General features: G+C 52.7%; 23 protein-coding genes. 14 read left to right on the top strand and 9 right to left on the bottom strand.

The annotated features are described in order from the left end of the window. Nucleotides 1–4 precede the first annotated feature (4 nt). The 5 genes from AACZ19_RS04875 to cobM are packed head-to-tail and all read left to right on the top strand — an operon-like array spanning nt 5 to nt 5,130. Nucleotides 5–640, top strand: a complete 636-nt coding sequence (locus AACZ19_RS04875; protein WP_339631693.1) for a precorrin-8X methylmutase — start codon at nt 5–7, stop codon at nt 638–640. Further along, entirely contained in the window at nt 637–1,842 is a 1,206-nt protein-coding gene (cbiE, locus tag AACZ19_RS04870; RefSeq protein WP_339631691.1) for a precorrin-6y C5,15-methyltransferase (decarboxylating) subunit CbiE, read from the top strand. Before AACZ19_RS04875 ends, cbiE begins: the two co-directional genes overlap by 4 nt. Then, nucleotides 1,839–2,543 (top strand): precorrin-2 C(20)-methyltransferase, encoded by a 705-nt coding sequence (gene cobI, locus AACZ19_RS04865; RefSeq protein WP_339631689.1) that lies wholly within the window; start codon nt 1,839–1,841, stop codon nt 2,541–2,543. Before cbiE ends, cobI begins: the two co-directional genes overlap by 4 nt. After that, nucleotides 2,534–4,369 carry a precorrin-3B C(17)-methyltransferase gene (gene cobJ, locus AACZ19_RS04860; protein ID WP_339631687.1) on the top strand — a complete coding sequence of 612 codons (1,836 nt, stop codon included), beginning with the start codon at nt 2,534–2,536 and terminating at the stop codon, nt 4,367–4,369. Before cobI ends, cobJ begins: the two co-directional genes overlap by 10 nt. Further along, on the top strand, nt 4,366–5,130 hold the full coding sequence (cobM, locus tag AACZ19_RS04855) for a precorrin-4 C(11)-methyltransferase (protein ID WP_339631685.1): 765 nt from the start codon (nt 4,366–4,368) through the stop codon (nt 5,128–5,130). Before cobJ ends, cobM begins: the two co-directional genes overlap by 4 nt. A 17-nt stretch (nt 5,131–5,147) precedes the next feature. Here the strand turns inward: cobM and AACZ19_RS04850 are convergent, their stop codons facing one another. Both AACZ19_RS04850 and AACZ19_RS04845 read right to left on the bottom strand, forming a co-directional pair. Beyond that, on the bottom strand, nt 5,148–5,879 hold the full coding sequence (locus tag AACZ19_RS04850; RefSeq protein WP_339631683.1) for a cobalt-precorrin-6A reductase: 732 nt from the start codon (nt 5,877–5,879) through the stop codon (nt 5,148–5,150). Between the two features lies 1 nt (nt 5,880). Beyond that, nucleotides 5,881–6,966 (bottom strand): cobalt-precorrin-5B (C(1))-methyltransferase, encoded by a 1,086-nt coding sequence (locus AACZ19_RS04845; protein ID WP_339631681.1) that lies wholly within the window; start codon nt 6,964–6,966, stop codon nt 5,881–5,883. A gap of 90 nt (nt 6,967–7,056) precedes the next feature. Between AACZ19_RS04845 and cobA the strand changes: the two genes are divergently transcribed. Genes cobA through cobS form a run of 4 tightly spaced genes read left to right on the top strand, consistent with a single transcriptional unit; the run spans nt 7,057 to nt 10,463 of the window. Beyond that, complete coding sequence (gene cobA / locus AACZ19_RS04840; protein ID WP_339631678.1) at nt 7,057–7,836, top strand: uroporphyrinogen-III C-methyltransferase; 780 nt, start codon at nt 7,057–7,059, stop codon at nt 7,834–7,836. 2 nt (nt 7,837–7,838) lie between these two features. Further along, nucleotides 7,839–9,155, top strand: a complete 1,317-nt coding sequence (locus AACZ19_RS04835; RefSeq protein WP_339631676.1) for a cobyrinate a,c-diamide synthase — start codon at nt 7,839–7,841, stop codon at nt 9,153–9,155. Between the two features lies 1 nt (nt 9,156). Continuing rightward, the gene (cobU, locus tag AACZ19_RS04830) at nt 9,157–9,669 is read left to right on the top strand and encodes a bifunctional adenosylcobinamide kinase/adenosylcobinamide-phosphate guanylyltransferase (RefSeq protein WP_339631674.1); all 513 of its coding nucleotides are present in this window, start codon (nt 9,157–9,159) and stop codon (nt 9,667–9,669) included. A 5-nt stretch (nt 9,670–9,674) separates the two neighbouring features. Beyond that, nucleotides 9,675–10,463: an adenosylcobinamide-GDP ribazoletransferase gene (gene cobS / locus AACZ19_RS04825; protein ID WP_339631672.1), complete on the top strand. Its 789-nt coding sequence runs from the start codon at nt 9,675–9,677 to the stop codon at nt 10,461–10,463. A gap of 8 nt (nt 10,464–10,471) precedes the next feature. Here the strand turns inward: cobS and hrpB are convergent, their stop codons facing one another. Together hrpB and AACZ19_RS04815 are read right to left on the bottom strand one after the other, a co-directional pair. Further along, nucleotides 10,472–12,988, bottom strand: a complete 2,517-nt coding sequence (gene hrpB, locus AACZ19_RS04820) for an ATP-dependent helicase HrpB (protein WP_339631670.1) — start codon at nt 12,986–12,988, stop codon at nt 10,472–10,474. After that, nucleotides 12,985–15,045, bottom strand: coding sequence for an MMPL family transporter (locus AACZ19_RS04815; RefSeq protein WP_339631668.1), 2,061 nt, complete (start codon nt 15,043–15,045; stop codon nt 12,985–12,987). The genes hrpB and AACZ19_RS04815 overlap by 4 nt, the downstream gene beginning before the upstream one ends. Nucleotides 15,046–15,323: 278 nt before the next feature. On the opposite strand from AACZ19_RS04815, the gene AACZ19_RS04810 reads away from it, so the two are divergent. Then, nucleotides 15,324–15,938, top strand: coding sequence for a GNAT family N-acetyltransferase (locus AACZ19_RS04810; protein WP_339631666.1), 615 nt, complete (start codon nt 15,324–15,326; stop codon nt 15,936–15,938). On the opposite strand, the gene AACZ19_RS04805 is transcribed toward AACZ19_RS04810, so the two are convergent. The 5 genes from AACZ19_RS04805 to AACZ19_RS04785 are packed head-to-tail and all read right to left on the bottom strand — an operon-like array spanning nt 15,933 to nt 19,654. After that, nucleotides 15,933–16,421 carry an ureidoglycolate lyase gene (locus tag AACZ19_RS04805; RefSeq protein WP_339631664.1) on the bottom strand — a complete coding sequence of 163 codons (489 nt, stop codon included), beginning with the start codon at nt 16,419–16,421 and terminating at the stop codon, nt 15,933–15,935. The genes AACZ19_RS04810 and AACZ19_RS04805 overlap by 6 nt on opposite strands. A 4-nt stretch (nt 16,422–16,425) precedes the next feature. Then, a complete protein-coding gene (gene alc, locus AACZ19_RS04800) occupies nt 16,426–17,430 on the bottom strand; it encodes an allantoicase (RefSeq protein WP_339631662.1) in 1,005 nt (334 codons plus the stop codon). A 30-nt stretch (nt 17,431–17,460) separates the two neighbouring features. Then, nucleotides 17,461–17,943 carry a 2-oxo-4-hydroxy-4-carboxy-5-ureidoimidazoline decarboxylase gene (uraD, locus tag AACZ19_RS04795; RefSeq protein ID WP_339631660.1) on the bottom strand — a complete coding sequence of 161 codons (483 nt, stop codon included), beginning with the start codon at nt 17,941–17,943 and terminating at the stop codon, nt 17,461–17,463. 26 nt (nt 17,944–17,969) lie between these two features. After that, nucleotides 17,970–18,902: an allantoinase PuuE gene (gene puuE / locus AACZ19_RS04790; RefSeq protein ID WP_339631658.1), complete on the bottom strand. Its 933-nt coding sequence runs from the start codon at nt 18,900–18,902 to the stop codon at nt 17,970–17,972. Continuing rightward, on the bottom strand, nt 18,899–19,654 hold the full coding sequence (locus AACZ19_RS04785) for a GntR family transcriptional regulator (protein WP_339631656.1): 756 nt from the start codon (nt 19,652–19,654) through the stop codon (nt 18,899–18,901). Before AACZ19_RS04785 ends, puuE begins: the two co-directional genes overlap by 4 nt. 153 nt (nt 19,655–19,807) lie before the next feature. Here AACZ19_RS04785 and uraH point away from each other — a divergent pair, with 153 nt between their 5' ends. Genes uraH through xdhC form a run of 4 tightly spaced genes read left to right on the top strand, consistent with a single transcriptional unit; the run spans nt 19,808 to nt 25,046 of the window. Further along, nucleotides 19,808–20,161 carry a hydroxyisourate hydrolase gene (uraH, locus tag AACZ19_RS04780; protein WP_339631654.1) on the top strand — a complete coding sequence of 118 codons (354 nt, stop codon included), beginning with the start codon at nt 19,808–19,810 and terminating at the stop codon, nt 20,159–20,161. Between the two features lie 22 nt (nt 20,162–20,183). Continuing rightward, nucleotides 20,184–21,650 (top strand): xanthine dehydrogenase small subunit, encoded by a 1,467-nt coding sequence (gene xdhA, locus AACZ19_RS04775; RefSeq protein WP_339631652.1) that lies wholly within the window; start codon nt 20,184–20,186, stop codon nt 21,648–21,650. Then, nucleotides 21,643–23,997: a xanthine dehydrogenase molybdopterin binding subunit gene (xdhB, locus tag AACZ19_RS04770; RefSeq protein WP_339631650.1), complete on the top strand. Its 2,355-nt coding sequence runs from the start codon at nt 21,643–21,645 to the stop codon at nt 23,995–23,997. Before xdhA ends, xdhB begins: the two co-directional genes overlap by 8 nt. Further along, nucleotides 23,994–25,046 carry a xanthine dehydrogenase accessory protein XdhC gene (gene xdhC, locus AACZ19_RS04765; RefSeq protein WP_339631648.1) on the top strand — a complete coding sequence of 351 codons (1,053 nt, stop codon included), beginning with the start codon at nt 23,994–23,996 and terminating at the stop codon, nt 25,044–25,046. Before xdhB ends, xdhC begins: the two co-directional genes overlap by 4 nt. The last annotated feature ends 78 nt before the right edge of the window (nt 25,047–25,124 follow it).

The following is a 25,124-nucleotide window of genomic DNA, read 5'->3' as shown; positions in this document are numbered from 1 at the left end:
AGTTATGTTCGATTATCTCCGCGATCCAAAAGCTATTTATGAAAAATCCTTCGCGACCATAGAGTCCGAAGCGGATTTCTCCGGCTTTGACGCGGCGACGAGAACCCTTGCTACCCGGGTCATTCATGCCTGCGGTATGCCGGAAATCCTCTCCGATCTTGTATGCAGTGCCGATATCGCATCGTCTGGCGCAAAAGCACTCAAGGCAGGAGCGCCGATCTTCTGCGATTGCGAAATGGTCACACATGGGATTATCCGGCGATTTCTTCCTCCGGGAAATAAAGTGATCTGTACCCTTAACCGGGAAGAAGTTCCGAAAATGGCGGCGCGATTGCAAACAACCCGCTCTGCCGCCGCAGTTGATCTCTGGCTGGAGCAATTGGAGGGAAGTATTGTGGTAATCGGGAACGCGCCAACGGCGCTTTTTCACTTACTTGAGCGATTGGACGCCGGCGCGCCAAAGCCTGCCGCCATTCTTTCATTTCCGGTCGGATTTGTCGGCGCGGCGGAATCCAAGGAGGCGCTGATAACGCATAATTACGAGGTTCCTTTTATTACACTTCGGGGCCGCAAAGGCGGAAGCGCCATGGCCGCGGCAGCACTCAACGCTCTGGCCGGACTTGCGGGGAAGACGGAATGACGGCATGGCTCAGCATTGTGGGCATCGGGGAAGATGGAATAGAGGCAATCTCTCCCTCCGCGACACGGGCTATTGAGTCGGCCACGCTGCTCGTCGGCGGCGAACGCCATCTCGCCATGCTGCCAGAAGATGAGCGGGAACGAAAAACCTGGCCCAGCCCGCTGATGATCCTTGTCAATGAAATCATGGCGCGACGCGGCGAGAAAATCTGTATTCTTGCGACCGGCGACCCGATGCAATACGGGATTGGCGTTACCTTCGCCAAGCGCCTCCCCGCGGAGGAAATTGCAATTTTCCCATCCCGCTCTGCTTTCAGCCTTGCCGCGGCAAGACTGGGATGGGACCTGGCCCGAACAGACACCATCACTTTGCATGGGCGGCCACTTGAAATGATAATCCCGCACCTTGCCCCGGATGCCCGCATTCTGGCTCTCTCCGATAGCGGCGAGACACCATCGCGCGTTGCACATCTGCTGACTTCCCGAGGGCTTGGGGAAAGTGTAATGGCTGTACTTGAACATATGGGTGGCGCGAGAGAGGGTATCCATCAAGGAACGGCCGATCAGTTTGCGGGGAAATCGTTCCGTGATTTCAACACGATTGCAGTACATTGCCCGCCGCAATCCAATGCAAAAATGTATCCTTCCATCCCAGGGCTTGCGGATGAAGCGTTCGAGCATGACGGACAGCTGACGAAACGAGAAGTTCGAAGCGCAACTCTCTCTGCCCTTGGTCCTTTTCCCGGGCAATTATTGTGGGATATAGGCGCGGGATGCGGATCCGTGGCCATCGAATGGATGAGGTGCGATCCCCGCAACCGCGCCATTGCTGTTGAAGCGCGTAAGGACCGGTTCGACCTGATTGAAAAGAACCGCGTTAATCTCGGCGTCCCGCAGCTTAAAACCCTAAATGCAACCGCACCTGATGCCTTGGTTGGACTGGAGGCCCCCGATGCGATCTTTATTGGCGGGGGACTAAATGTCGAAGGTATCTTTGAAGCGAGCTGGAAGGCCTTGAAGCCGGGAGGGAGGCTGGTCGCAAACGCCGTCACGATAGAGGGTGAGCAACGGCTTTTTCAGCTGCATGACTCATATGACGGTGCGCTTACCCGGCTTAATTACTCCCGTGCGGAAAAGATCGGTGGCTTCACAAGTTGGAAACCATTCCGACAAATAACACAATTACGATTGGTAAAAGAATGACAGGAACTCTCTACGGCCTCGGGATTGGTCCCGGCGATCCGGACCTCATCACCGTGAAAGCCTTGAAACGCCTGCAGGCCACGACAGTCCTTGCCTATCCGGTGCTGGAAGACGGGGACAGTCTCGCACGGGCTATCATCGCTCCGCATCTGACAACCCCGAAAACGGAAATAGCCATTCGTATCCCGATGACGATTGAGCGAGCGCCGGCTCAGGCGGCTTATGACGTCGCGGCTGAAGAACTCTGTGCGCATCTGGACGCCGGACAGGATGTTGTTGTCCTCTGTGAGGGAGATCCTTTCTTTTATGGCTCCTTCATGTATCTTTTTGGCCGTATTGCGGAGAAATTTCCGGTGGAGGTCATTCCCGGGGTATCATCCCTGACAGCCTGCGCAACCGCTTTACAATCTCCGCTATCGGCACGGAACGATATTCTCACAGTATTACCGGCACCGCTGCCTTCAGATATACTGACCGCACGCCTTCAGGAAACTGATAGTGCTGCCATTATGAAAATCGGACGTCATTTCGACCGGGTACGGAAACTGATATTTGATCTCGGGCTTGAGAAAAGTGCGCGATATATTGAGCGTGCAACGATGGAGAATGAGAAAATAATGGCGCTTGAGGATGTGCCGAAGGATGCTGCGCCCTATTTTTCCATGATCCTTATTCACAAGCGGGGCCAAGCATGGAAATGACCCCTCCCATCGCAATTGTCCTTTTGAATGATAGCGGACGGGAAACCGCTGAAAAATTACAGGCGCTCTATCCTGAGGCGCTGATCCATGGACTTAGCGGGCGTGTTAGAGGCTCTGATATCACCTTTCAGCAAACCGCATCACACATACAGGAACTATTTCGCGCAGGTGCACCGATCCTGGGTATTTGCGCTTCTGCCATCCTGATCAGATGTCTGGCACCTGTCTTGAAAGACAAGCTGGTGGAGCCGCCAGTTTTGGCAATCGCTGATGATGGACAGACTATTGTCCCTTTGCTTGGCGGGCATCACGGCGCAAACAAGTTGGCGATGGAAATTGCGGAAGCACTGGAGAGCCACGCCGCAATCACCACAGCGAGCGATGTGCATTTCGACATTGCGATGGATGCGCCGCCCTCTGGCCTGGCCCTTGCCAATCCGCAACATGTGAAGGGTTTCGTTACACGATTGCTGAGTGGCGAGACAATCCGCCTAAACGGCGGACATGGCTGGCTTACCAATTCCAATCTCCCCTTTTCCGACGATGGCACGCTGACGATTGAGGTGACGACAAACGTTGTTCACGGCGGCGGTGGACGACTTGTCTATCACCCTAAAACACTGTCAGTCGGTGTCGGATGCGAGCGTGGGACAGACCCTTCAGAGCTTGTCGAATTAGTAAAAACGACATTGGCAAAACACGACTTAAGCCGACTTTCCGTTGGCTGCGTCAGCTCGATAGACCTCAAATCCGATGAGGCAGCCATGCATGCCGTTGCTGGATTTTTCGGACTCGACGCCCGGTTCATGGACGCGGAAACATTAAGCCGCGAAACACCCCGGCTTAGCACACCATCGGAAATCGTGTTCAAGGAAGTCGGTTGTTACGGTGTTAGCGAAGGGGCGGCCCTTTCCGCCGCCGGTCCCGAAGGTGACCTTATCATTCCAAAGCAGAAATCCAGGAAAGCAACCGTTGCAATAGCAAGAGCTCGTCACCCGATCGAGCAGGGCCAGGTCGGCAATATGCAAGGGAAACTCTCGGTGATCGGCATTGGCCCTGGGCAGGACGCATGGCGCACACCGGAGGCAAGTCACCTTATTAATGAGGCGACAGATCTCGTTGCTTACAGCCTGTATCTTGATCTGCTGGGAGAGGGCATTGCAGGTAAAATTCGCCACGATTTTGGGCTGGGAGAAGAAGAAACAAGGGTTCGCGCGGCACTTGACCTCGCGGCGGAGGGCAAGAATGTCGCCCTGATATCCTCCGGCGATATCGGCATCTACGCAATGGCAACACTGGTGTTCGAACTGATCGATCGTGAAGACAATGCAGAATGGGGCCGACTTGATATTCACGTAGCGCCCGGAATTTCGGCGCTGCAGGCAGCAGCGGCCCGCGCGGGTGCACCACTCGGCCATGACTTCTGCACCATATCCCTTTCGGATTTGCTAACCCCTTGGGAAGTGATAGAGAAGCGGATAACCGCCGCCGCCGAGGGGGATTTTGTGATTTCCTTCTACAATCCCGTTTCCATGAAGCGGCGGACACAGCTTCATGCGGCAAAGAGCATCCTGCTAAAACATCGCCCGGCGGACACACCGGTGATCATTGCGCGCAATCTTGGCAGGGACACGGAAAATGTGACCTTTGTCGCGCTTGAAGATCTCGATCCGGAGTTGGTCGATATGCTGACCCTCGTCATGGTAGGGTCCAGCGAAAGCCAGATTACAACCACAAATTCAGGCGCAAGAAGCTGGGTTTATACGCCGCGAGGCTATAGTGGAAAAATGAGAAGCCAGCCGCTCAAAACAGGAACAGAGAAATGACCGTCTATTTTATTGGCGCCGGACCCGGCGCTGCGGACCTTATCACTTTACGCGGTCGCGATCTGATCGCCGCCTGCCCGGTATGCCTTTATGCGGGATCGCTGGTTCCGGAGGAAATTCTCACCCATGCGCCGAAGGACGCGCTGGTTATTGATACAGCCCCCCTCACCCTTGATGAAATCATTTCAGAGATGGTCAAGGCAAATGAAGCCGGGCTCCATGTCGCGCGGGTGCATTCCGGCGATCCGAGTCTTTACGGGGCGATAGGGGAGCAGATGCGCCGACTTGATGAATTGGGGATCGATTATACAATCACGCCCGGGGTGCCCGCCTTTGCCGCCGTTGCAGCGACACTGAAAACCGAATTTACCCTACCCGAGGTAAGTCAAACCGTTATTCTGACGCGGACCTCAATGAAGGCAACCGCCATGCCTAACCGGGAGGATTTATCAACTCTCGGGGCTTCGGGGGCTACGCTTGCCATACATCTTTCCGTGCGGAATTTGCGCCATGTGTCGGCGGAGCTAATCCCGCATTATGGTGAGGACTGCCCAGTCGCCGTGGTATTTCGCGCAAGCTGGCCAGATGAGCAGGTCATCCGCGGGACCTTAAAAGATATACAGGGAAAAGTGCGAGCCGAGAAAATCACCCGGACAGCCCTGATTATTGTCGGAAGGGTTCTCACGGCGGAAACATATCGGGACAGCGCTCTTTATCATGCCGATCATGTTCATGTTCTCCGGCCGAAAAAGAAGGCCTAGTAGAAACTCATACTGAGCTAGCCATCGATAGCGGCTATAAGATCCTGCAATCGGCTGAATATTTTTCCTTCAGTGGTTTCCGGACGATCGATCATCACTACCGGAATCCGAAGCTGTCGCGCGGCTTCTATTTTTGGGTAAGTCGCAGCTCCACCGCTGTTTTTGCTGACTATGAGATCAATCCTGTGCTCTACCATCAAGCGTGCTTCATCTTCCAGGGTGAAGGGCCCCCTCGCCCGTATCAGCTCGGCCTGAGAGTTTTCAGGATTAAATTCAATCGGCTCTATCGTCCTGACGAGAAAGTACTTCCTGGGGATTTTCTCAAAATGCGCGAGCTCCTGCCGACCTATGGACAGGAATACGCGATTGAAATTTTTTGTTTTTTCTGGTGCATCTTCCATGTTGCCAGCGGCAATCCAATGATCCTCTTGCTGCTTTTCCCACGCAGGCCGCAAATACCTCAGGCACGGAATACCCTTCGCACGACAGACCGTGATCGCCGTCCGGGTAATTTGTTCGGCATAAGGGTGACTGGCATCAATGATGTGGTCTACCCGGTTCTGGTCAATAAATTCCGCCAGGCCCGCTGTCCCGCCAAAGCCGCCAGTGACGACATGACCCTTTAAGGTCGCTGGCTGGGCTGTTCTTCCGGCAAGTGAGGTTACCAGATCTATATCAGGACGGGCGAAAAGTTCCCGGTTTAGAGTGACCGCCTCCTTTGTGCCTCCTATCAGGAGAATTTTCTTCATGTCACTCATCACTCCGGCCCACGAGCGTGCCCGCACGATCAAAAATCAGCACTTCAATATCAGTCTCTCGGCCACCTGCCTCCACAGCTACAATTTTGGCTTTTCTGGCGACATGATGCGCCAGGGATAGCTCTGCCTCCATCGCCCAGGAAAACACCTGTAATGCAGTATTCGCCTTCCGAGCATTCTCTACTAGTTTCTCTTGCGCGCCGAGTTCAGTCAGCTGATCCGCCAGCCAGATAAAATCAACGGAGCTTCGGCCGGAATGCAAATCCATACTGCCTTGCGCAAGTTTTGTAATCTTGCCAAAACCACCGGCAATACTCAGTCGGGGGACCGGATGGGTCCGAATATATTTAAGGACACCCCCTGCGAAATCTCCCATGTCCAGCAATGCAATCTCGGGGAGGCCATAGAGTTCTGCCACGGCCTTCTCTGAAGTTGAGCCCGTGCTCGCGGCAAGGTGCGGTTCTTTCGCCGCGCGGGCGACATCAATTCCTCTATGAATAGAGGCGATCCAGGAAGCGCAGGAATAAGGCACAACAATCCCCGTAGTTCCCAATATCGACAAACCACCAATAATACCAAGCCGCCCATTCATTGTATGTGTTGCAAGCTCTGCGCCGTTCTCGACACTGATTTCAACCTCGATATCAGTCGGCTGCCGATACGCAGTCGTGACTTCGTTAACCACCTCACGCAGCATTTTTCGAGGAACCGGATTGATGGCGGGCTCTCCTACCGCAATCGGCAGGCCTTCTCTGGTAACCGTTCCAACTCCTTCTCCGCCACGAAATACAATGCCGCCTCCTGCTTTGCCTCTACGCACTGTCGCAATAATCCGGGCCAAATGTGTAACGTCCGGATCATCTCCTGCATCTTTGATAATGCTGACACGGGTGAAATCTTCGCCCTTTTCTTCTGTTGCAAGCGCAAACGCCGGTGTCTGACCGCGCGGTAATGTAATTGTTACCGGATCGGGGAAATCGTCGCCGAAAAGGGCAATCAATGCCGCTTTGGTCGCCGCCGTCGCGCATGCTCCCGTCGTCCAGCCATATCGCAGCTCTTTGGCATTTCTATCCTTCATGAAAACATTTATAAGCGGCAACTGGACAGATGGCTAGGCGCGAAGATGATAGATGTGTAAAAGAGGATTATGGAGAATATCTTAAACAAAATGCCCCCGTTTGAAGCGGGCTCAGTCTGGCTGGTTGGCGCCGGCCCCGGAGATGCCGGATTACTGACTCTCTATGCCTACGAAGCGCTTCGGCAGGCGGATGTGCTGGTCTATGACGCGCTGGTCGGTCAGGATATTCTGGAACTGACCGGCCCGGACACAATTCTGGAGTATGCCGGCAAGCGGGGCGGCAAACCGTCTCCGAAGCAAAACGATATTACGGAGCGGTTGATCGCGCTCGCCCGGGAAGGAAAGAAGGTGCTGCGCCTTAAGGGCGGTGATCCCTATATCTTCGGTCGCGGCGGAGAAGAAGCCCTGACGCTGGCAGCACACAACGTTCCTTTTCGGGTCATTCCCGGAATATCATCCGGTGTGGGTGGTCTTGCCTACGCCGGCATTCCTTTGACCCATCGCGAAACAAATTCGGCCGTCACCTTCCTGACCGGCCATGACGCGAGCGGCAAGATACCCAATGTCAACTGGGACCATATCGCAAAAGGTTCTCCTGTCATCGTTGTCTATATGGGGGTCAAGCATATCCGGTCGATTTCCGAAAGGTTGATCCGTTACGGCCGCAATAAATCCGAGAGTGTAGCCATCATTTTCAAGGCTACAACAGAGGATCAGAAAGTTGTCATCACGACGCTCGAAACCGCTGCTGACGATCTCAATAAAAGCAAATTGAAACCACCCGCTCTCATCGTTATAGGAGACGTGGTCAAGCTTCGGCCTGAACTTGATTGGTACGGCAAATTTCTCGCGCTGGGAGCCAAGGGCTGACCGTGGAAGCGCTTCATCAACCTGCCTTGCTTATCGCGGCTCCGGCATCGGGCTCGGGCAAAACTACAGTGACACTTGCCCTTTTGCGGGCATTTCGGCGGCAAGGCATTAAAATCGGCTCATTCAAGGTTGGTCCCGATTATATTGACCCCGCCTTTCATACTTTCGCTTCCGGCACCCCTTGCTTTAATCTTGATTTATGGGCAATGCGGAGAGACACGCAAGCCGCTGTCCTGTCTACCGTATTCTCAGACACGGACATGGTCATCGGGGAAGGCGTCATGGGATTATTTGACGGGGCACAGGATGGCTCCGGCTCAACCGCAGATACGGCCGCAGAATGGAACCTGCCTGTTGTGCTCATTGTCAATGCGAAAGGACAAGCAGCCAGTGTTGCGGCGCTCATTCAGGGCTTTGATAAATTTCGTACCGACACTCGAATTGCCGGAGTTATCTTCAATAATGTTGGTGGAGAGGCCCATATCCGCCTCCTTGAGGAAGCCGCCACAGCTGTCGGCGTCAAGTCCCTCGGATTCATTCCCAAATCAGACATTCTCGCAATTGATCACCGACATCTGGGTCTGGTTCAAGCGCGGGAAAATCCGGAACTGAATGTTTTTCTGGAAAATGCTGCAGATATAATCGAGCGCCATTGCGACCTTGATGGATTGAAGGAAATCGCCAAAGCCCCCCGCGACATCCCGGCAAAGGCCGGCACCTCGCTTGTTCCTTTCGCTCAGAAAATAGCGGTCGCCGAAGACAATGCCTTCGCCTTCACTTATCCGCATCTGCTGAATGGCTGGCGTGCCAGCGGCGCGGAAATCTCTTTTTTCTCCCCCCTGGCGGACGAGCAACCCGATACTGACGCCGGGGCAATCTACCTCCCCGGTGGATATCCGGAACTATATGGCGCGCAACTGGCCGCCGCCGGTAAGTTCAAGAGAGCTTTAAAAACCGCGGCAGCGAAGAACAAACCGATCTATGGTGAATGCGGGGGCTTCATGGTACTCGGGAAAAATATTCTCGACAAAGGCGGGACGGCACATGAAATGCTGAACCTGCTGCCAATAGAAACATCTTTTGCCAAGCCAAAATTACACTTGGGGTATCGAAATGCCAGACTTGCGACAGACTGTATTCTTGGAGATAAAGGAGACATATTCTCCGCCCATGAGTTTCACTATGCGTCGATAATCAAGGCCGCCGACGCGCCGGTATTATTCAATATTCAGGATGCACGCGGCGCTGATCTCGGCAATGCGGGGACAGCGATCGGCTCTGTATCGGGTTCCTTTATTCACCTGATTGACAGGAGATAACATGAGCGATGACATTATCCTTGTTCTGGGTGGCGCGCGTTCCGGCAAAAGCAGGTTCGCCGAAGACTTGGTGATTAATCAGCGCGCAAATAGGATTTATCTTGCGACAGCGGAATCTTATGATTCCGAGATGGACGATAGAATTAGGCAGCATCAGCAAGATCGTGGAGCTAGCTGGATGACCATCGAAGAGCCTTTGAAACTTGCCGACGCTCTGAAAGCTCATTCCCGAAACGATAATATTGTTCTGGTTGATTGCCTCACGCTGTGGCTCAGCAACCTGATGGGACGCGACTCGCCGATTGACGCGGAATTTGATAATCTTATCGCTGCAATCGAGGAACTTTCCGGGCCGGTCGTCTTTGTCTCCAACGAGGTGGGGCAAGGAATTGTACCGGATAACGCACTGGCACGGGCCTTTCGCGATCATGCCGGACGCCTCCATCAACGACTCGCCGAAATATCGAAAGAGGTGTATTTTATTACTGCGGGCTTGCCGCAGAAATTGAAATAGGCGCCATGACAAACACCCCTTCCAAAAAATATCCGGCATACAAAGGCAGTTGGGTTCAGGATTTTCTTGTTGCACTCGTCTTTTTGACTCGTCTACCGATACGCCCAAACTTTACTTTTGAAATGAACGCACTGAAATCCGCATGCCGTTTCTTTTCGCTTGTTGGGTTAATCGTCGGCGGCGTTGCGGGAACGATCTATGTTTTTGCGGCCTTTATCGGTCTGCCTCTTGTCGTTTGTGCAATATTGGCCGTGGCCGCGCAGATTATTCTCACGGGCGCCCTGCATGAAGACGCCATCGGCGACGTGGCGGACGGTTTCGGAGGCGGTGGGGACAAATCAAAAAAGCTGGAAATCATGCGCGACAGCCGGGTTGGCACCTATGCTGTCGTAACCCTGATCATAGTCGTCGGGCTTAAAGTCGCCGTATTGGGAACTTTGTCCGATCCATTGAAGGGGTTTGCCCTTCTCGTCGTAGCGGCGACAATCAGCCGTGGTCTGATTGCATGGGCGCTTTATTTTCTTCCCCCGGCAAGAGAGAATGGGCTGGGACACGGAGCTGGTCGGCCTGAAATTATGGCGCCCCTGACGTCAACAGTCCTTATTGTCCTGATTACCGTTCTCGTTTTCGGGCCACAAATAGGCGCCGTTGCATTGCTTTCCGGTATTGTCGGCGCCAGCATTATGGGAGCAATCGCCATGCGGCAAGTTGGCGGACAAACCGGGGACGTTCTCGGTGCAATCCAGCAACTTGCAGAAGTTTGTATCCTGATTGCCTGCCTCGCTGCCATTTAACGAAGCCGTCATTTTTGGCTCCGGCGTGGCTTAACGCGGCTCGTTGCCTCTGCCTCCAGCGGATCATCCGGCCAATAATGTTTCGGGTATCGCCCCTTCAAATCCTTTTTTACATCGGTGTAAGTATTCTTCCAGAAGCTGGCGAGATCTTGCGTAATCTGTACGGGCCGGCGTGCCGGAGACAAAAGATGGATGGAAACAGAAACACGACCGTTACATAATTTCGGCACGTCCTGTAGACCGAACAATTCCTGCAACCGCGCCGCAAGAACCGGACTTTCCGGATCATTGAAATTAAGCCGAATATACGATCCGCTTGGTACTTTTATAGCTGGTGGCGCATATTCTTCGAGCTGCTTTCGCTGATCCCGGCTCATAAGATTCAGCAGAATGTCCGTCAGATTGATTTTTTGGAGATCATCAAGGGACGATGCTCCTGCAAGATAAGGAAGCAACCAATCCTCGACGGAACTCACCAGTGCCGTATCTGACAGGTCAGGCCAGCCCTCTTCGGTTTCATGATATCGTACAAAATTGATCCGGGCGGCAAGGGATCTGCTTTCCTCATTCCAAGGAAGAACTTTCAGGCCCTTACTCTTGACCGCGGTGAGTAAGGCGGCTTCCACCTCTTCCGGGGCGGGGTTTTCTATTCGTTGCTGTGTGATCAGAAGAGCCCCGAGTTTACGTTCCAGAACAGCCAGAACACGTGATTTCTTTTCATCCCAGAAGACTCGCCTGACCGATACAATCAAGTCCGCGAAATTCTCTTCTATCTCCTCTACCGAGATCGGTGCGGCGAGATCAATTCGTGCCTCCCGGCCTTTCCCGTCAAGGTCGGCGACCACGAGATATGGCTCTCCTTGTAACCGGTCATTCTCCATAAGCCGAGCCCCTCGCCCGCCAGACAAACGATATTGAAGCTGACTTCCGCTGCGCAGCTCCCCGATCCGATCTGGATAGGCAAAGGCCAGTAATAGCCCAGCCATATTCTGATCCTCTGAACCATGTGGAATTTTCAGACGGCGGCGTAAATCCTGGCTTGTACGTCGCACCTGTTGCGCAGCGCCAAAGGTTTTTCCGCCCTTCAGTTCAGCCTGAGACAATATCTCCAGTCGCGAACGAATATCCGCATTTGGAGAATCGGGGTCGCGACGAAAAATATCCCGCTCCGACAACAATGCGGAAATATTCACGGCAAGCCCTCCCGCACCAATTTTCTGTGCTCTCAATAGCATTCCCCCTAGTCTTGGGTGAAGGGGAAGGTTGACAATTTTCTGCCCCAGGGCGGTAATCTTTCCGTTCTCGTCAACTGCGCCCAGCGCCTGCAACACATCTCTGCCCTGCGCGAACGGGCCTCGTGGCGGCACATCCATCCAGAAAAGATCAGAAGGGTCTTCAACTCCCCATTTCGCCAATTCCAGTACCAGCGCCGTTAAATCCGCTGTCATAATCTCGGGCGGTGCAAACTCAATGAGCCCTCTGTCTTCCGCAGCACTCCAGAGGCGATAGCAAATGCCGGGACCGAGTCGCCCGGCACGTCCTCGACGTTGATCTGCAGAAGCCCGCGCAATCCGCCGGGTCTCCAGCGCCGTCATTCCGCTGTTTGGGTTGAATACGGGCCGCCGCGCCAGGCCTGAATCGATGACAATCCGCACTCCTTCAATCGTCAGGCTTGTCTCCGCTATATCTGTTGAAAGGACAATTTTTCGCCTGCCATCGGGATCCGGCAGGATCGCCCCGTCCTGATCTTTTGGCGGAAGGTTTCCGTATAGGGCTAAAATCAGGATATCCGATAAGGAGGGCAACTGTGAAAGCCGCTGTTGCAGGCGCGTAATTTCTCCGGCTCCGGGCAGGAACACCAGAATATCCCCTTCCTCCTGAATTGCCTGTTCAATCGCGGTTACGACTTCCTGCACGGTCGATTTGGAGCCAGTGCGTGACAGGAAGCGGGTTTCCACCGGGAACTGTCGTCCGGCACTGCTGATGACAGGCGCCCCTCCCAGCGCTTTTGATATCCTCGCCGTATCGATTGTCGCCGACATCAACAGCAGCTTTAGGTCATCGCGCAGGATTTCCTGAACCTGCCGTGCGAGAGCGAGGCCTAGATCCGTTTGCAGGTTGCGTTCATGGAATTCATCAAAAATCAGCAGATCAACCCCCTCAAGCTCCGGGTCGGATTGAAGGCGCCGGGTCAGGATACCTTCCGTTACCACTTCGATCCGGGTCTGCTGACTGACCTTACTGTCAAGTCGGACACGATAACCCACGGTCTGACCGACCTCTTCTCCCAGCAGGTCTGCCATCCGCCGCGCCGCCGCCCGCGCCGCCAGACGCCGGGGCTCCAGCATGATTATCTTGCCTGAACCCATTAGTCCGGACTTGAGAAGAAATAACGGAACGAGCGTGGTTTTCCCGGCTCCGGGCGCCGCCTCAAGGATCGCGACCGGTGCAGATGTTAGTGCCGTGGCAAGCACCGGCAGCACGCCCTCCACCGGTAGTCCCGTATGCAGAAAATCAATAGTCATGGCCGCCTCGTAACTTTTTCGAGAAACCAGGTCAATAACGGGAACAGAGTGAGAGCCGCGATGCCCGCGAATATCGCGCCTAGCACAATCTCCATGCCAAATCGGGCTGTCGGCGGAAATGCGGAACCGGCGAAGATCAGAAATCCGATTGCGATGAGACTGCTGGAGGCGATGACTCCCATGGATTGTTCCTGAAGGGTCCGCGTCCAGGCATTAATCCCATTCGTACTGTAATCGTGTCGCCGAAGGGCAAGAGCAAGATGGATAAGCGCATCAACCGCAATCCCGATACAGACACTGACCGCTGGCGCCGAAATTATATCCACCGGAACATTGAACCACCCAACTCCTCCCAGGATCGTGACAGGTATAAACGCGGCCGTCAGTGTCATGGCGGCGGATACACGCCAGTTGCGACTGACAATCCAGGCGATTATCGCAAATAAAACCAGAAGACCGGCAAGACCGGCAATCAGGCTCTGTGATACGAGCGAGGACAGCCGACCCTGCAGCATGTAGACGCCTCCCGTCAGTACTGGTTCAAAACCTTCCCTTTCAGTGATTTCCTGAAGCTCCGAGATAACTATATTCCGTGTCTTGTTACGACCTACTTCATTCATCCGCAATAGAAACAGCACCTGATCCCGATCTTCATTCAGGAAATTCTCAGCCACGTTATCATTGATCCCGAGGGAAAGCAGTGTGACGATCTCCCGCCAGGGCAGCAAAAACGCCAGCGGATGTGTGTTTGCCTCGGCCAGCAGCGCAGGCAGAGAAATCACCGTTCCAACGCTTTCATCCGCCAAAAGGTTATTGTGCAATTGCCACATGGCGTTATATCCGGCTTCATTATCAAGCCTTGCGCCATCCTTAAGGCGGACGACCAGCTTCAAGGGACTGCTGCCTCCGTTCTCATCGATATATTGAAGCCCCTCACCCAGCACAGTCCCCGGATCAAAGTATGACAGCAGGCTCGGGTCCGTATTGAGCCGTGATAGCCCCGGAACAGCACTAAGAGCTACCAAAAGTAAACAGCCTCCGACCCCATACCGAATAAAGCTACGGATCTTCACAATCCCATTAATTCTCGGCATCTTCTCCGTCTTACGCTCTGCAAAAAGCAGGAAAACAGGGTAAAGGCCATAGCTACATATTAATGCAACTATTGCACCGACAATACCTCCCATCCCGAGTTGCCGAAGCGGTTCCGCAGCCACATTCAAAAGCGTGGCAAATCCCAAGAGGGTCGTCAGCATACACCAGAAAGATGCCCGGAAAGTCAGGGCCAAAGCGCTTCGAACGGCCGCGATTTCATCCTTGGCATTAGTCTGACGCCAGTTAGCCGTAAGGTAGATAACCTGTGACTGCATCAGCACAAACACAATGATAGCCAGATTCGCCGTCAGGATGCCAACGGGCTGACCAATTGACTGGAGTATTAGTAAAGTCAGGAAAATGGCTGTGATGCCGCTGGCGCTCGCGCCCAAGGCAATGACGGGGGACTTAAAAAAAATCAACAATATAACAGCAAAAATCAGCAGGGAAGCGGAACTGAATATCTTGATATCATCAACCAGGCTTCGCCGGATCTGCTCAACAATATAGGGTGTCCCGGAAAGGCGGATATGGAAAGCTTCACCGACATTGAATATCCTCGCTGCCGCCTCCACTTCTTCTATAATGTGAGAGGATGTCGGCGTATCAATAAACGCGATAATCAATGTCGACTTGCCATCGTCACCGATCAGCAATGATTTCCAGAAAGGACTCTCACTTGCCCGGGCGACACTTTCCGGGCCTGTTGAAACGCTCACGACTCTCCGGATACCGGCGATTTTCCCTATATCATCGGAAAAATTCTCAAGGGTCTGGTAGTAACGCGATGAGAAAATATCGTGACTGGCAGCACTTATAATCAAAAACTCGTCGGACGGAAAAAGCGCGTGAATACGAGCGGATTGAGCAAGCTCCGGGTCATCGGAGCCAAAGAAGAAATCGGACGAGACTTTCGGCTGCAAATCGACGAATAGCATGAACAGACATGCAACGAACGCCATTACCAAAAGGCAGGCAGATATAAGGCGCCGTTTTAGCGGCTTAAAAAAAGAACCCATAGGCAGGTCGTTTCTCCTGTGGCAATATGTCGTTAAGTATGTATGGGTGGGCTGTCTGCACAAGCCCCGTTTAATCCCGATCAGGCATCATGTTGCAACAAATCGCCGAAATAGAGTCTCATTCCCTTGCTTCAATCCCTGCGCTTCGAACAGAGATTTATGATGGCTGGCACCTGCGTTTCGCAAGAAACCATACACGGCGGGCAAACTCGGTCAATGTAATGGCATCGGGAACACTGCCGCTGGAAGAGAAAATTGACTATTGCGAAGCTGCTTATAGGCAAGAAAAGCAACCGTGTCATTTTCGTCTGACACCCCTTGCCGATGACGGAATTGATGCGGCGTTAGCCTCGCGCGGCTATGGCTATTTTGGCGAAACAGAAGTACGGCTACGGACACTCGATGCGGCAATCAGGCCTGGCCAAGGACCAAAAGTCCATACCTATGACCGTGATAGCTTCTTTTGGCGGAGAGGCGTCGCAGCTTTGACCGGGCAGGATAAGATAAAACAAGCCGTTTTCCGCGAGATGCTTACTCTCATTGATCTTGAAATACATGCTCTCGCCATTCTGTGCGGAAAGGAAATCGTCGCCTGCGGCTTCGGCGTACAATCTCCTAAGCTTCTCGGACTGTTTGAGTTTGCCGTCCATCCCGATTTCCGCCGCAGGGGGTTCGCCGCGCATATCGTTCAGCACATGCTGACCAAAGCTCAAAGCTCCGGAGTTTCTCATGCCTATTTACAAGTTGTGGCCGAAAATGAAATCGGAAAAGCCTTTTGGGAACAGATGGGGTTCGAGGAAACACTCTATCGCTATCACTACCGGACAAAGTCATAGATCGAGTGTGAGGTCAGGATTGGTGAAATAAATTTCATCGCAATTCATGCCTTCCCCCCCGCGATCGATAACCAGAAAATCACTGACATCCTCCAGCGCCAATACCGGATGATGCCATGTCCCAACATGATAATTAACGCCCTGTTGTCCCGTCGCGCGAAAAGCTCGTAAATCCGGGGGCTGCACAGTTTCGCCCTTTGGCGCGACCAAGATCAGATAAGGCTGGTTATTAAGAGGGACAAAAGCCTGACTGCCTTTCGGGTGCCGCTCCACCATCCGGATAGTGAGCGGATACTCAAGCGGGGTCGCCCGGAAAATATTGACAAGAACGCGCCCCCCTTCATCCGTCTCAATTTTCGCAAGATCATGAAAGCGGATTGTTGAACCATTGTTAATATCAAAATGCTCTGCACCATCAGTTTCGATGACGTCGCCAAATGGGGCGAAGGCCTCCCGGGTCAGTGGTTCTATCTTGAGGGGCATTCCGCTACCTCTTTATTCGGCCGAAAAGTCTAAGACGGCTTATCCCGCCATCGGGAATAATGTTAAGCCTTATATGACTGATTGGACCGATATCAATAATCTCCTTTTCGAAAGGGTGGATCGCATCCATTTCAAGTTTTTGTTCAGGCAGCAACATTTTCCAGAACATACTTTGCGTCACAAGCGAGTCCTCTGTTCCCCCCGCGACAAGTGCCCCCTGTATTGAGCAGCGGTCAGGATAATTCCCCTTGAAATGCGCCGTATCGACTTCAATTTTCGAAATGATGCCCGGATGACCAAGGGCGATTAACGCCCAGTCATTACCGGGTTCACGGCGGCGACGTGTTTCCCAGCCATCACCCATATTGATTCCCCGGCCCGGCGCGAGAATCTGTGAAGGCGACCCGTAATGCTGGTCACTTGCTTCAAAACCGCGGCCACCGTTTATAAGGGCAGCAAGATCAACCAGTTCATCCGGGTCCCGTTTCTCCCAGTTGCATTGTACTTCACCATATACTCTCAGTCGGGCAATGCCACCATCGGGATAGATATTAAGCCTGAGGTGACTCCAGTTTCTGTTATCCCCGATAGCATGCAAATGATGGCTATCGCCTTTAAGGGCAACGGCAGGGAGAATTTCCGTCCAGTCCGTCTTCTCATCAGGGTCCCCCTCGATGAGGCAAGCATCGATTGAAGCCGATGGGGGGAAATTTCCGGTAAAATGGCTGGTGTCTATATTTACGCCGTGAATGATCCCAAGGAGACCAAGGCGAATAATGCAATGATCATGGCCCTCCCCGCGTTTCCGACGACTTTCCCAGCCATCCATCCATTTCCCGTTCTCATCATATTTATCGGCGATAAAGACCGGTGGCGCAGGATTGATCAACCGCGACTTGTCGGCAAAAAAGTCGTCCGTTGCAGAGATCACCTCCGTCCCGAGACGAGGGGATGCAAGGTCAATAAACTTATCCACAAACCCGACAGTTGGTATGGTAGCCGAATTCATTTACATCTCCTCAAATCAAAAACTACTGGACTATATTCCAGCCAGTCTAAAAAAAGCTATCTTGTCGATTTCCGCGAGCGCTGTCTCAAATTCCTGCTCTATAGAATTTTGAAGACGCCGTTCAAACCCGGCAAGTATGTCATGGCGGTTGCTGTTCTTGACGGCCATAATAAAGGGAAATCCGAATTTCGATTTATAGGCCGCATTATACTTTTCAAAGACAGCGAATTCTTCCCGCGAACATTCGTCAAGCCCGGCGCCCGATTGCTCGGAATTGGATGCGGCCGTCAACTTTCCCTTTATCGCAGCTTTACCGGCAAGATCGGGATGGGCCGCAATCAGCTCCAGCTTGAGCGGCTGCTCCGCCTCCTTAACAATTCGAGCCATCAGCGTCGCGAGCCCTTCCACCGTATCATGTTCTTTCGTAATGCCGAACTCCCAGGCACGCTCCGCTACCCAGGGAGAATGCTCATACACCTCTCCAAATGTTCCTATGAATTGAACATTGTTCATTTTACTAGGCAATGTTTTAAATTTTGTCACCGCGACACCATTTTCGCAATTGGCGGGTGATGTTCATGCCAATGTCGTGCGATATCAATCCGGCGGCAGAACCACACAGATTTATGGTCTCGCGCATATTCTATAAAACGCTTGAGAGCGGCAATCCTGCCGGGTCGCCCAACGAGCCGGCAATGCAGCCCCACCGACATCATTTTCGCGCTGTTCTCCCCTTCTTCATATAAGGTGTCGAAACTGTCCTTAAGATAGGTAAAGAACTGATCTCCGCTATTAAACCCCTGCAACGCGGCAAAGCGCATATCATTTGCATCAAGCGTATAAGGAACGACAAGCTGATGCCGGCCTGCTGCCTCAATCCAGTGAGGGAGGTCATCATCATAGGCATCGGCGTCATAGAGAAAACCGCCTTCCTCAGCGACGAGGCGACGGGTGTTCGGGCTTGTTCGCCCCGTATACCAACCCAAGGGCCGCTCCCCTGTCAATCTCTCGATAATCTCGATCGCCCGATGCATATGGTCGCGCTCAACGGCTTCAGGCACATTCTGATAATTGATCCAGCGATATCCGTGGCTGCAGATTTCATGGCCATGGTCAATAAACGCCCGGGCGACGTCGGGATTCCGCTCAAGTGCCATCGCAACCCCAAATATGGTAAGCGGAATGTCGTATTTTTCAAACAGCCGCAGCACCCGCCAGACACCCGTCCGGCTTCCATACTCATAAATTGATTCCATGCTGATATGGCGGGCATCGGGGATCGGCGCTGCGCCGATTATCTCTGAGAGAAAAGATTCGGAGGCATCATCTCCATGCAGGATACAATTCTCCCCGCCTTCTTCATAATTTAGAACAAACTGTACAGCAATGCGGGCATTTCCGGGCCATTTCGGATCCGGTGGCGCGGCACCATAACCGATCATGTCACGCGGATAGACCTCCCCGCCACTCATACGACGCTCCGTTTCTTGACTGCCCGATTTCCCGGCTTGGCGAAAATTGAGAAAAGGTCCACTTTAACCTCGCCATTTCTAAGGTTCAGCTGATCCTCACATGCCTTGAGATGGGCAATCATCAGCTCGACTGCCCTTTCTTCTTCATGAGCCTCTATCGCTTTAATAATTTCCGTATGTTCATCGCAACTACATGGGGAAACGTTCCCTTTCTGATACTGGACGATTATCAGCGATGTCCGCGAGACCAGCTCCTTTACATAGGCCGCCAACGTCCGGTTCTTTGCGATCGCGGCCAGTTTCAAATGAAAATCACCAGATAGTCTGACCCAGGATTCGTGATCCCCTTTTTCAAGGCTTTCACGTTCTGCCGCGACAGAACGGCGGAGCGTCTCCATATCTGAAGGTATTTGCTTACGAATGGCCTCCCGAACAATTCCGGCTTCGATCAAGCGGCGCGCCTGCAAAACTTCCTGTGCTTCCGCAGGCGACGGTTCAGAGACAAAAGCACCACGATTTGGATGTATCTGAACAATCCGTTCATGGGCGAGTCGCTGCAGCACAGCGCGGATAACCGTCCGGCTAACACTAAAAATTTCACCAAGGGTATCCTCGGAGAGTTTTGTGCCCGGCGCCAATCTCTGCTCGAGAATTGCCGCAAACATCTCCTCATAAATATAATCGTTATTCACGCCCTTGCGTGTCGGGCTTCCGCTCTGGTTCAGAGCGACTGTTGGGGCAGTCCGGCTCATGAATATTCCTCAAGTTTATTGGTTTCCCTTAGTTTAGTTATACAATAGTAAAAAATATTGTATACAAAATTAATTAATTATGTGGACAATATAAATTCTGTCATGCAAAGTTTTGCTGTGCCCTATCAGGGGCCGTTGGTTTTAAGGAAGACTATGGGGAAACTGACAACGCATGTACTGGACACCGCCGCGGGCAAACCCGGCATGGGGATCCGGGTCGATCTCTATCGCGTCGCCGACAGTGAACGAACGCTGATAGATACTCGCCACACAAACTCAGACGGACGTTGCGACACACCTCTCTTAGAGGGTACAAAATTTGAACGCGGCCAGTATGAACTGCTGTTTCATGTCGGGGCATATTTCGAGGCGTCCGGAGTGACATTGCCCGAACCCAAATTTCTCGATGAGGTGGTGCTTCGGTTTGGCATTGCAGACGCCGAAACACATTACCATGTTCCCCTTCTCATCTCCCCCTACAGCTACTCCACCTACCGCGGTAGCTAGGGTAAGTCAGTAAAGGAAATTGATGCGCCAAAAAATAAAATATGTTCATCGTGGTGAAATCGTCGAATTGGAAAATATTGATCCAACGATGACGGTTCTGAATTTTCTCCGCTATGAGCAGGCGCTGACCGGGACGAAGGAAGGATGCGCAGAGGGCGACTGCGGCGCCTGTACGGTAGTTCTTGGCGACTTGAAAGACGGCAAGCTGCGCTATCAAGCCGTAAATGCCTGCATCCAGTTTCTTCCAACGCTGAATGGGAAAGAACTGATCACAGTTGAAGACCTGAAATCTGCGAACGGCGATCTTCATCCTGTCCAGAGCGCGATGGTCGACGCGAATGGTACTCAATGCGGCTTTTGTACACCGGGTTTTGTTATGTCCCTTTTCGCTGAAATGCATACAGGCAAGACTCCGGATCGTCGGCATATCGACAATATCCTTGCAGGCAACCTTTGCCGTTGCACAGGGTACGGAACGATCGTAGACGCGGCGATTACAGTCACCAAAACGGATACAATCGACCAGTTTCACGCGCGAGAAAAAGCGACGATTGAAAAACTTGAAACGCTCATGAATGAACCTGGCCTACAGTTAGACTGGCAAAATCGTACCTATTTCGCGCCGAAAATAACTGAAGAATTGACAGAACTCCTCGCGACCTATCCAGATGCAGTCCTACTCGCAGGGGCAACCGACGTCGGACTCTGGGTAACCAAGCAACATCGGGAGCTTCAGACGGTTATCTATATAGGGCAAATTGAATCTCTTAAGAGTATCACCGAAAAGGAAAGTGGGCTTCATATCGGCGCCGGAGCAACCTATAGCGACGCGTGGCGCCCCCTTGAAAAACTGCATCCGGACCTTGGTGAGCTTATCCGGCGCATCGCCTCGACCCAGATTCGCAACTGCGGAACCATTGGCGGAAATATCGCGAATGGATCGCCAATCGGCGATATGCCGCCTGCCCTGATTGCTCTCGGTGCGCAGTTACACCTAAGGTCCAAAAAGGGATTGCGTGAGATTTTGCTTGAAGATTTCTTTATCGAATATGGACAGCAGGACCTTAAATCCGGTGAGTTTGTAGAGGCTGTGTTTCTCCCACATCACAAGCCTGAGAGTCATTTTGCCACCTATAAAATATCAAAGCGATTTGACCAGGATATTTCTGCCGTCTGCGGAGCGTTCCATCTAATTCTGAACGGAAATACTGTTGAAGATATCCGCATTTGTTATGGCGGAATGGCGGGCACGCCGCGGCGTGCATATAAAGCCGAACAGGAACTGATCGGAGCAGAATGGACGGATGCCACTATTGCTTCTGCCATGCTGAAAATGACCGAAGACTTTCAGCCCCTCAACGACATGCGTGCAAGCAGCCAGTACCGGATGGTGATCACGCAAAACCTCCTCAGGAAATTCCATATCGAAACGACCATACCGGACCAGGCGACACGTATCGTTGGCGAAGGGGGGCTCGCTTATGCGTAATCCGCCGCTTAGCCGGAATGTGGTCCGGGGTACCGTTCACACACCCACTCCGCATGACAGTGCGGCAAAGCAGGTGGCGGGCGAAGCGCTCTATATAGATGATATTCCAGAGGCAAAAGACCTCCTGCATCTTTATGTTGCTCAAAGTGTAAAGGCTCATGCTCGTCTCACAAAGCTCGACGTTTCAAAAGTGAGAACGGCGCCGGGCGTTGTCGCTGTTCTGACAGCGGCGGATGTGCCAGGAGTAAATGACGCGGCCCCAATCGCCGGAGATGATCCGGCTTTTTCCGAAGAAACCGTTGAATATGCCGGGCAGTCCCTGTTCGCCGTTGCCGCGGAGAGTATTGAACAGGCACGTGCAGCAGCGAAGCTGGCAGACATTGAATATGAGGAACTCCCGGCTATTGTAACCGTCGAACAAGCCATAGCAGCGAACTCATTTGTCTTACCAAGCCGTGAAATACGCCGCGGCGACGCCTCCAAGGCCATTAAAAATGCGAAGCATCGTCTGACCCAGCGCTTTGAAGTCGGCGGACAGGATCATTTTTATCTTGAAGGACATGTCGCTCTCGCATTGCCCGGCGAAGATGGCGATATGTTTGTGCATTCATCCACCCAGCATCCAACTGAGGTGCAACACAACGTCGCAAAGTTCCTCGATCTGCCCGATCATGCGGTCACGGTCGAGATCCGGAGAATGGGTGGCGGGTTTGGCGGCAAGGAAACACAGGGTGCCTGGTTCGCGGCCATTGCCGCACTCGCAGCTCATAAAACCGGACGCCCGGCGAAAATCCGGCTCGATCGGGACGATGACATGATCATGACCGGCAAGCGGCATGATTTTGTCATTACTGTCGAGATGGGATTCGACGACAAGGGGCGCGTCAGTGGCGCCGATTTCATACTTGCATCCCGTTGCGGCCGTTCCGTCGATCTTTCAGCATCCATCAATGATCGCGCAATGTTTCATGCGGACAACTGTTACTATTTCGAAAATGTGACGATAATTTCACATCGGTGCAAAACCCATACGGTTTCCAATACCGCGTTTCGCGGTTTTGGAGGCCCGCAAGGGATGCTGGCACCAGAGCGCATGATGGACGCCATCGCCTGCTATCTAAAGAAAGACCCGCTTGAGGTGCGCAAGATTAACCTTTATGGCAAAACCAAGCGCAATGTGACGCCCTATCAGATGACGGTCGAGGATAATATTGCCCCTGAAATTATTGATGAGCTGGAAAAGAGCGCCAATTATACGGCACGCCGGGGGGCGATCCGCGCATTCAACAAAACAAGTCCCTATCTCAAGAAAGGTATTTCCCTCACCCCGGTTAAGTTCGGAATATCCTTTACGGCTTCCCACCTCAACCAAGCTGGCGCCCTCTTGCATATTTACACGGATGGTAGCGTGATGATCAATCACGGCGGCACAGAGATGGGCCAGGGCCTATATATCAAGGTTGCCCAGGTAGTCGCGGAAGTGCTTAAGATCGATATTGAACGGGTCAAAATCACGGCAACGCGCACGGATAAGGTGCCGAATACATCGCCAACCGCCGCCTCTTCCGGTGCGGATTTGAACGGCAAAGCTGCGGAAGCGGCTGCTCTCACCCTCAAAAAGCGGCTGACAGCTTTCGCCGCCCATAACTATGGGGTCACAGAAAATGACATTACTTTCCTGCCAAACCGTGTGCAGATCGGAACGCAAGTCGTCGCTTTCAAGGACCTGATCCAGCTCGCCTATATGAACCGGGTTTCCCTATCCGCGACAGGTTTTTATCGTACACCGAAAATTCATTATGACGCCGAAACATACAGCGGGCGGCCGTTCTATTATTTCGCCTATGGAGCGGCGGTATCGGAAGTTATTGTTGATACATTGACCGGTGAGAATAAAGTTGTCGCCGTGGATATTCTCCATGATGCGGGCAAAAGCCTTAATCCGGCCATTGACCTCGGTCAGATCGAAGGAGGCTATATTCAAGGCATGGGATGGCTGACGACGGAAGAGCTGTTTTTCGACGATAAGGGCATCCTGAAAACCCACGCGCCATCGACATATAAAATACCTGCCTGCAGCGATCGCCCGCCCGTGTTCAATATGAAAATCTTTGATCGCGGTGAAAATGTCGAGGAAACGATTTTCAAATCGAAAGCAACTGGTGAGCCACCTTTCATGCTCGCCATTTCTGCATTCAATGCAATTGCAGACGCCATTTCCAGCGTGTCAGGCTATCAACTTTATCCGGATCTTGATGCCCCGGCCACACCGGAACGCGTCCTGTTCGCCGTACAAAAAATGTCGGCGGCCAGTCAGCCTGAAAAAATTACGGAAGCTGCACAATGAGTAATTGGACCGACATCGCCGCTGCATACGATCCGGCTCAGGACGGCGCGGCCGTTCTCGTGACCGTCGGCAGGGTCAAAGGCTCCACACCTCGAGACATGGGAACAAATATGCTGGTGACGTCTTCCAAATCAATGGGCACCATCGGCGGAGGTCGGCTGGAATATCTCGCGATCGATGCCGCCCGGAATATGCTTCGTGAGGACGAAAAAACGGCAGAAATATTGAATGTCCCGCTCGGTCCCGAGCTCGCCCAATGCTGCGGAGGGCATGTGGATATCCTGCTTGGAAAGCTAGCCGTTGAAGATGCGTATAATATATTTAACCAGTTAAATGAAGAAAATTCTATTCTGCTTTCTTGCTGGACTGCATCGAGCTGCCGCCGACAAATCATCACAGCAGACGACAGCAGGATCTACCTTGATCAAGTGATCCAGTCTGCTATCAAACGACGGCTCACATCACCCGGAGTGGAAATTCTCAGCTCTGGAACAGAAGCGGAGACGGAATTTACGCTGATTCAATCCCTTCATGAGTCAGAGTTTCATCTGACCCTTTTTGGTGCCGGCCATGTCGGCAAAGCGGTCGTCCGGACCCTTTCCCAACTTCCTTGCACCATCGATTGGGTGGATGAGCGCCCGAATGAATTTCCCGATTATATCCCGACCAACGTTCGCAAGATCGTGACCGAAAGTCCGATCAGTGCAATTCCCGGTAGGCCGATTGGTGGCTATTACTTGATCATGACGCATAGTCATCAACTGGACCTGGACATTTGCGAAGCACTGCTAAAACAGCGGTCTGATGCGAGATATATCGGGTTGATAGGATCAACCACGAAGAAGGCGAAATTCTATAAACGTCTGGCGACAAGGGGATTTTCGACAGCGAAAATCGATCGTATTACCTGCCCCATCGGACTTCCGGAGCTGGAGGGAAAGCAGCCTGCGGAAATTGCACTTGGCGTCGCGACCGACATAATGAAGCGCCATCGAAAATCACGACACAAAGGGAACTTGGTGCAGTCGGAGGGTCTTCATGGAACGTAATAAGGGCCATCAGATGATCGGCTGCTACGATTAAGACAGACTATGGAGGGGGATGAAAATGAAGTATCGGAAATGGCC

Origin of the sequence: uncultured Sneathiella sp. (assembly GCF_963973085.1) — a bacterium.
Taxonomy (GTDB): Bacteria; Pseudomonadota; Alphaproteobacteria; order Sneathiellales; family Sneathiellaceae; genus Sneathiella.
Note: the sequence above shows the minus strand (reverse complement) of the source record. Positions and strands in the feature narration are given on the sequence as shown.

Excerpts from the sequence above, each read along its gene's own strand:
- AACZ19_RS04875 (WP_339631693.1), top strand. The coding sequence starts at position 5 with ATGTTCGATTATCTCCGCGATCCAAAAGCTATTTATGAAAAATCCTTC.
- cbiE (WP_339631691.1), top strand. The coding sequence starts at position 637 with ATGACGGCATGGCTCAGCATTGTGGGCATCGGGGAAGATGGAATAGAG.
- cobI (WP_339631689.1), top strand. The coding sequence starts at position 1,839 with ATGACAGGAACTCTCTACGGCCTCGGGATTGGTCCCGGCGATCCGGAC.
- cobJ (WP_339631687.1), top strand. The coding sequence starts at position 2,534 with ATGGAAATGACCCCTCCCATCGCAATTGTCCTTTTGAATGATAGCGGA.
- cobM (WP_339631685.1), top strand. The coding sequence starts at position 4,366 with ATGACCGTCTATTTTATTGGCGCCGGACCCGGCGCTGCGGACCTTATC.
- AACZ19_RS04850 (WP_339631683.1), bottom strand. The coding sequence starts at position 5,879 with ATGAAGAAAATTCTCCTGATAGGAGGCACAAAGGAGGCGGTCACTCTA.
- AACZ19_RS04845 (WP_339631681.1), bottom strand. The coding sequence starts at position 6,966 with ATGAAGGATAGAAATGCCAAAGAGCTGCGATATGGCTGGACGACGGGA.
- cobA (WP_339631678.1), top strand. The coding sequence starts at position 7,057 with ATGCCCCCGTTTGAAGCGGGCTCAGTCTGGCTGGTTGGCGCCGGCCCC.
- cobU (WP_339631674.1), top strand. The coding sequence starts at position 9,157 with ATGAGCGATGACATTATCCTTGTTCTGGGTGGCGCGCGTTCCGGCAAA.
- cobS (WP_339631672.1), top strand. The coding sequence starts at position 9,675 with ATGACAAACACCCCTTCCAAAAAATATCCGGCATACAAAGGCAGTTGG.
- hrpB (WP_339631670.1), bottom strand. The coding sequence starts at position 12,988 with ATGACTATTGATTTTCTGCATACGGGACTACCGGTGGAGGGCGTGCTG.
- AACZ19_RS04815 (WP_339631668.1), bottom strand. The coding sequence starts at position 15,045 with ATGGCGTTCGTTGCATGTCTGTTCATGCTATTCGTCGATTTGCAGCCG.
- AACZ19_RS04810 (WP_339631666.1), top strand. The coding sequence starts at position 15,324 with ATGGCATCGGGAACACTGCCGCTGGAAGAGAAAATTGACTATTGCGAA.
- AACZ19_RS04805 (WP_339631664.1), bottom strand. The coding sequence starts at position 16,421 with ATGCCCCTCAAGATAGAACCACTGACCCGGGAGGCCTTCGCCCCATTT.
- alc (WP_339631662.1), bottom strand. The coding sequence starts at position 17,430 with ATGAATTCGGCTACCATACCAACTGTCGGGTTTGTGGATAAGTTTATT.
- uraD (WP_339631660.1), bottom strand. The coding sequence starts at position 17,943 with ATGAACAATGTTCAATTCATAGGAACATTTGGAGAGGTGTATGAGCAT.
- puuE (WP_339631658.1), bottom strand. The coding sequence starts at position 18,902 with ATGAGTGGCGGGGAGGTCTATCCGCGTGACATGATCGGTTATGGTGCC.
- AACZ19_RS04785 (WP_339631656.1), bottom strand. The coding sequence starts at position 19,654 with ATGAGCCGGACTGCCCCAACAGTCGCTCTGAACCAGAGCGGAAGCCCG.
- uraH (WP_339631654.1), top strand. The coding sequence starts at position 19,808 with ATGGGGAAACTGACAACGCATGTACTGGACACCGCCGCGGGCAAACCC.
- xdhA (WP_339631652.1), top strand. The coding sequence starts at position 20,184 with ATGCGCCAAAAAATAAAATATGTTCATCGTGGTGAAATCGTCGAATTG.
- xdhB (WP_339631650.1), top strand. The coding sequence starts at position 21,643 with ATGCGTAATCCGCCGCTTAGCCGGAATGTGGTCCGGGGTACCGTTCAC.
- xdhC (WP_339631648.1), top strand. The coding sequence starts at position 23,994 with ATGAGTAATTGGACCGACATCGCCGCTGCATACGATCCGGCTCAGGAC.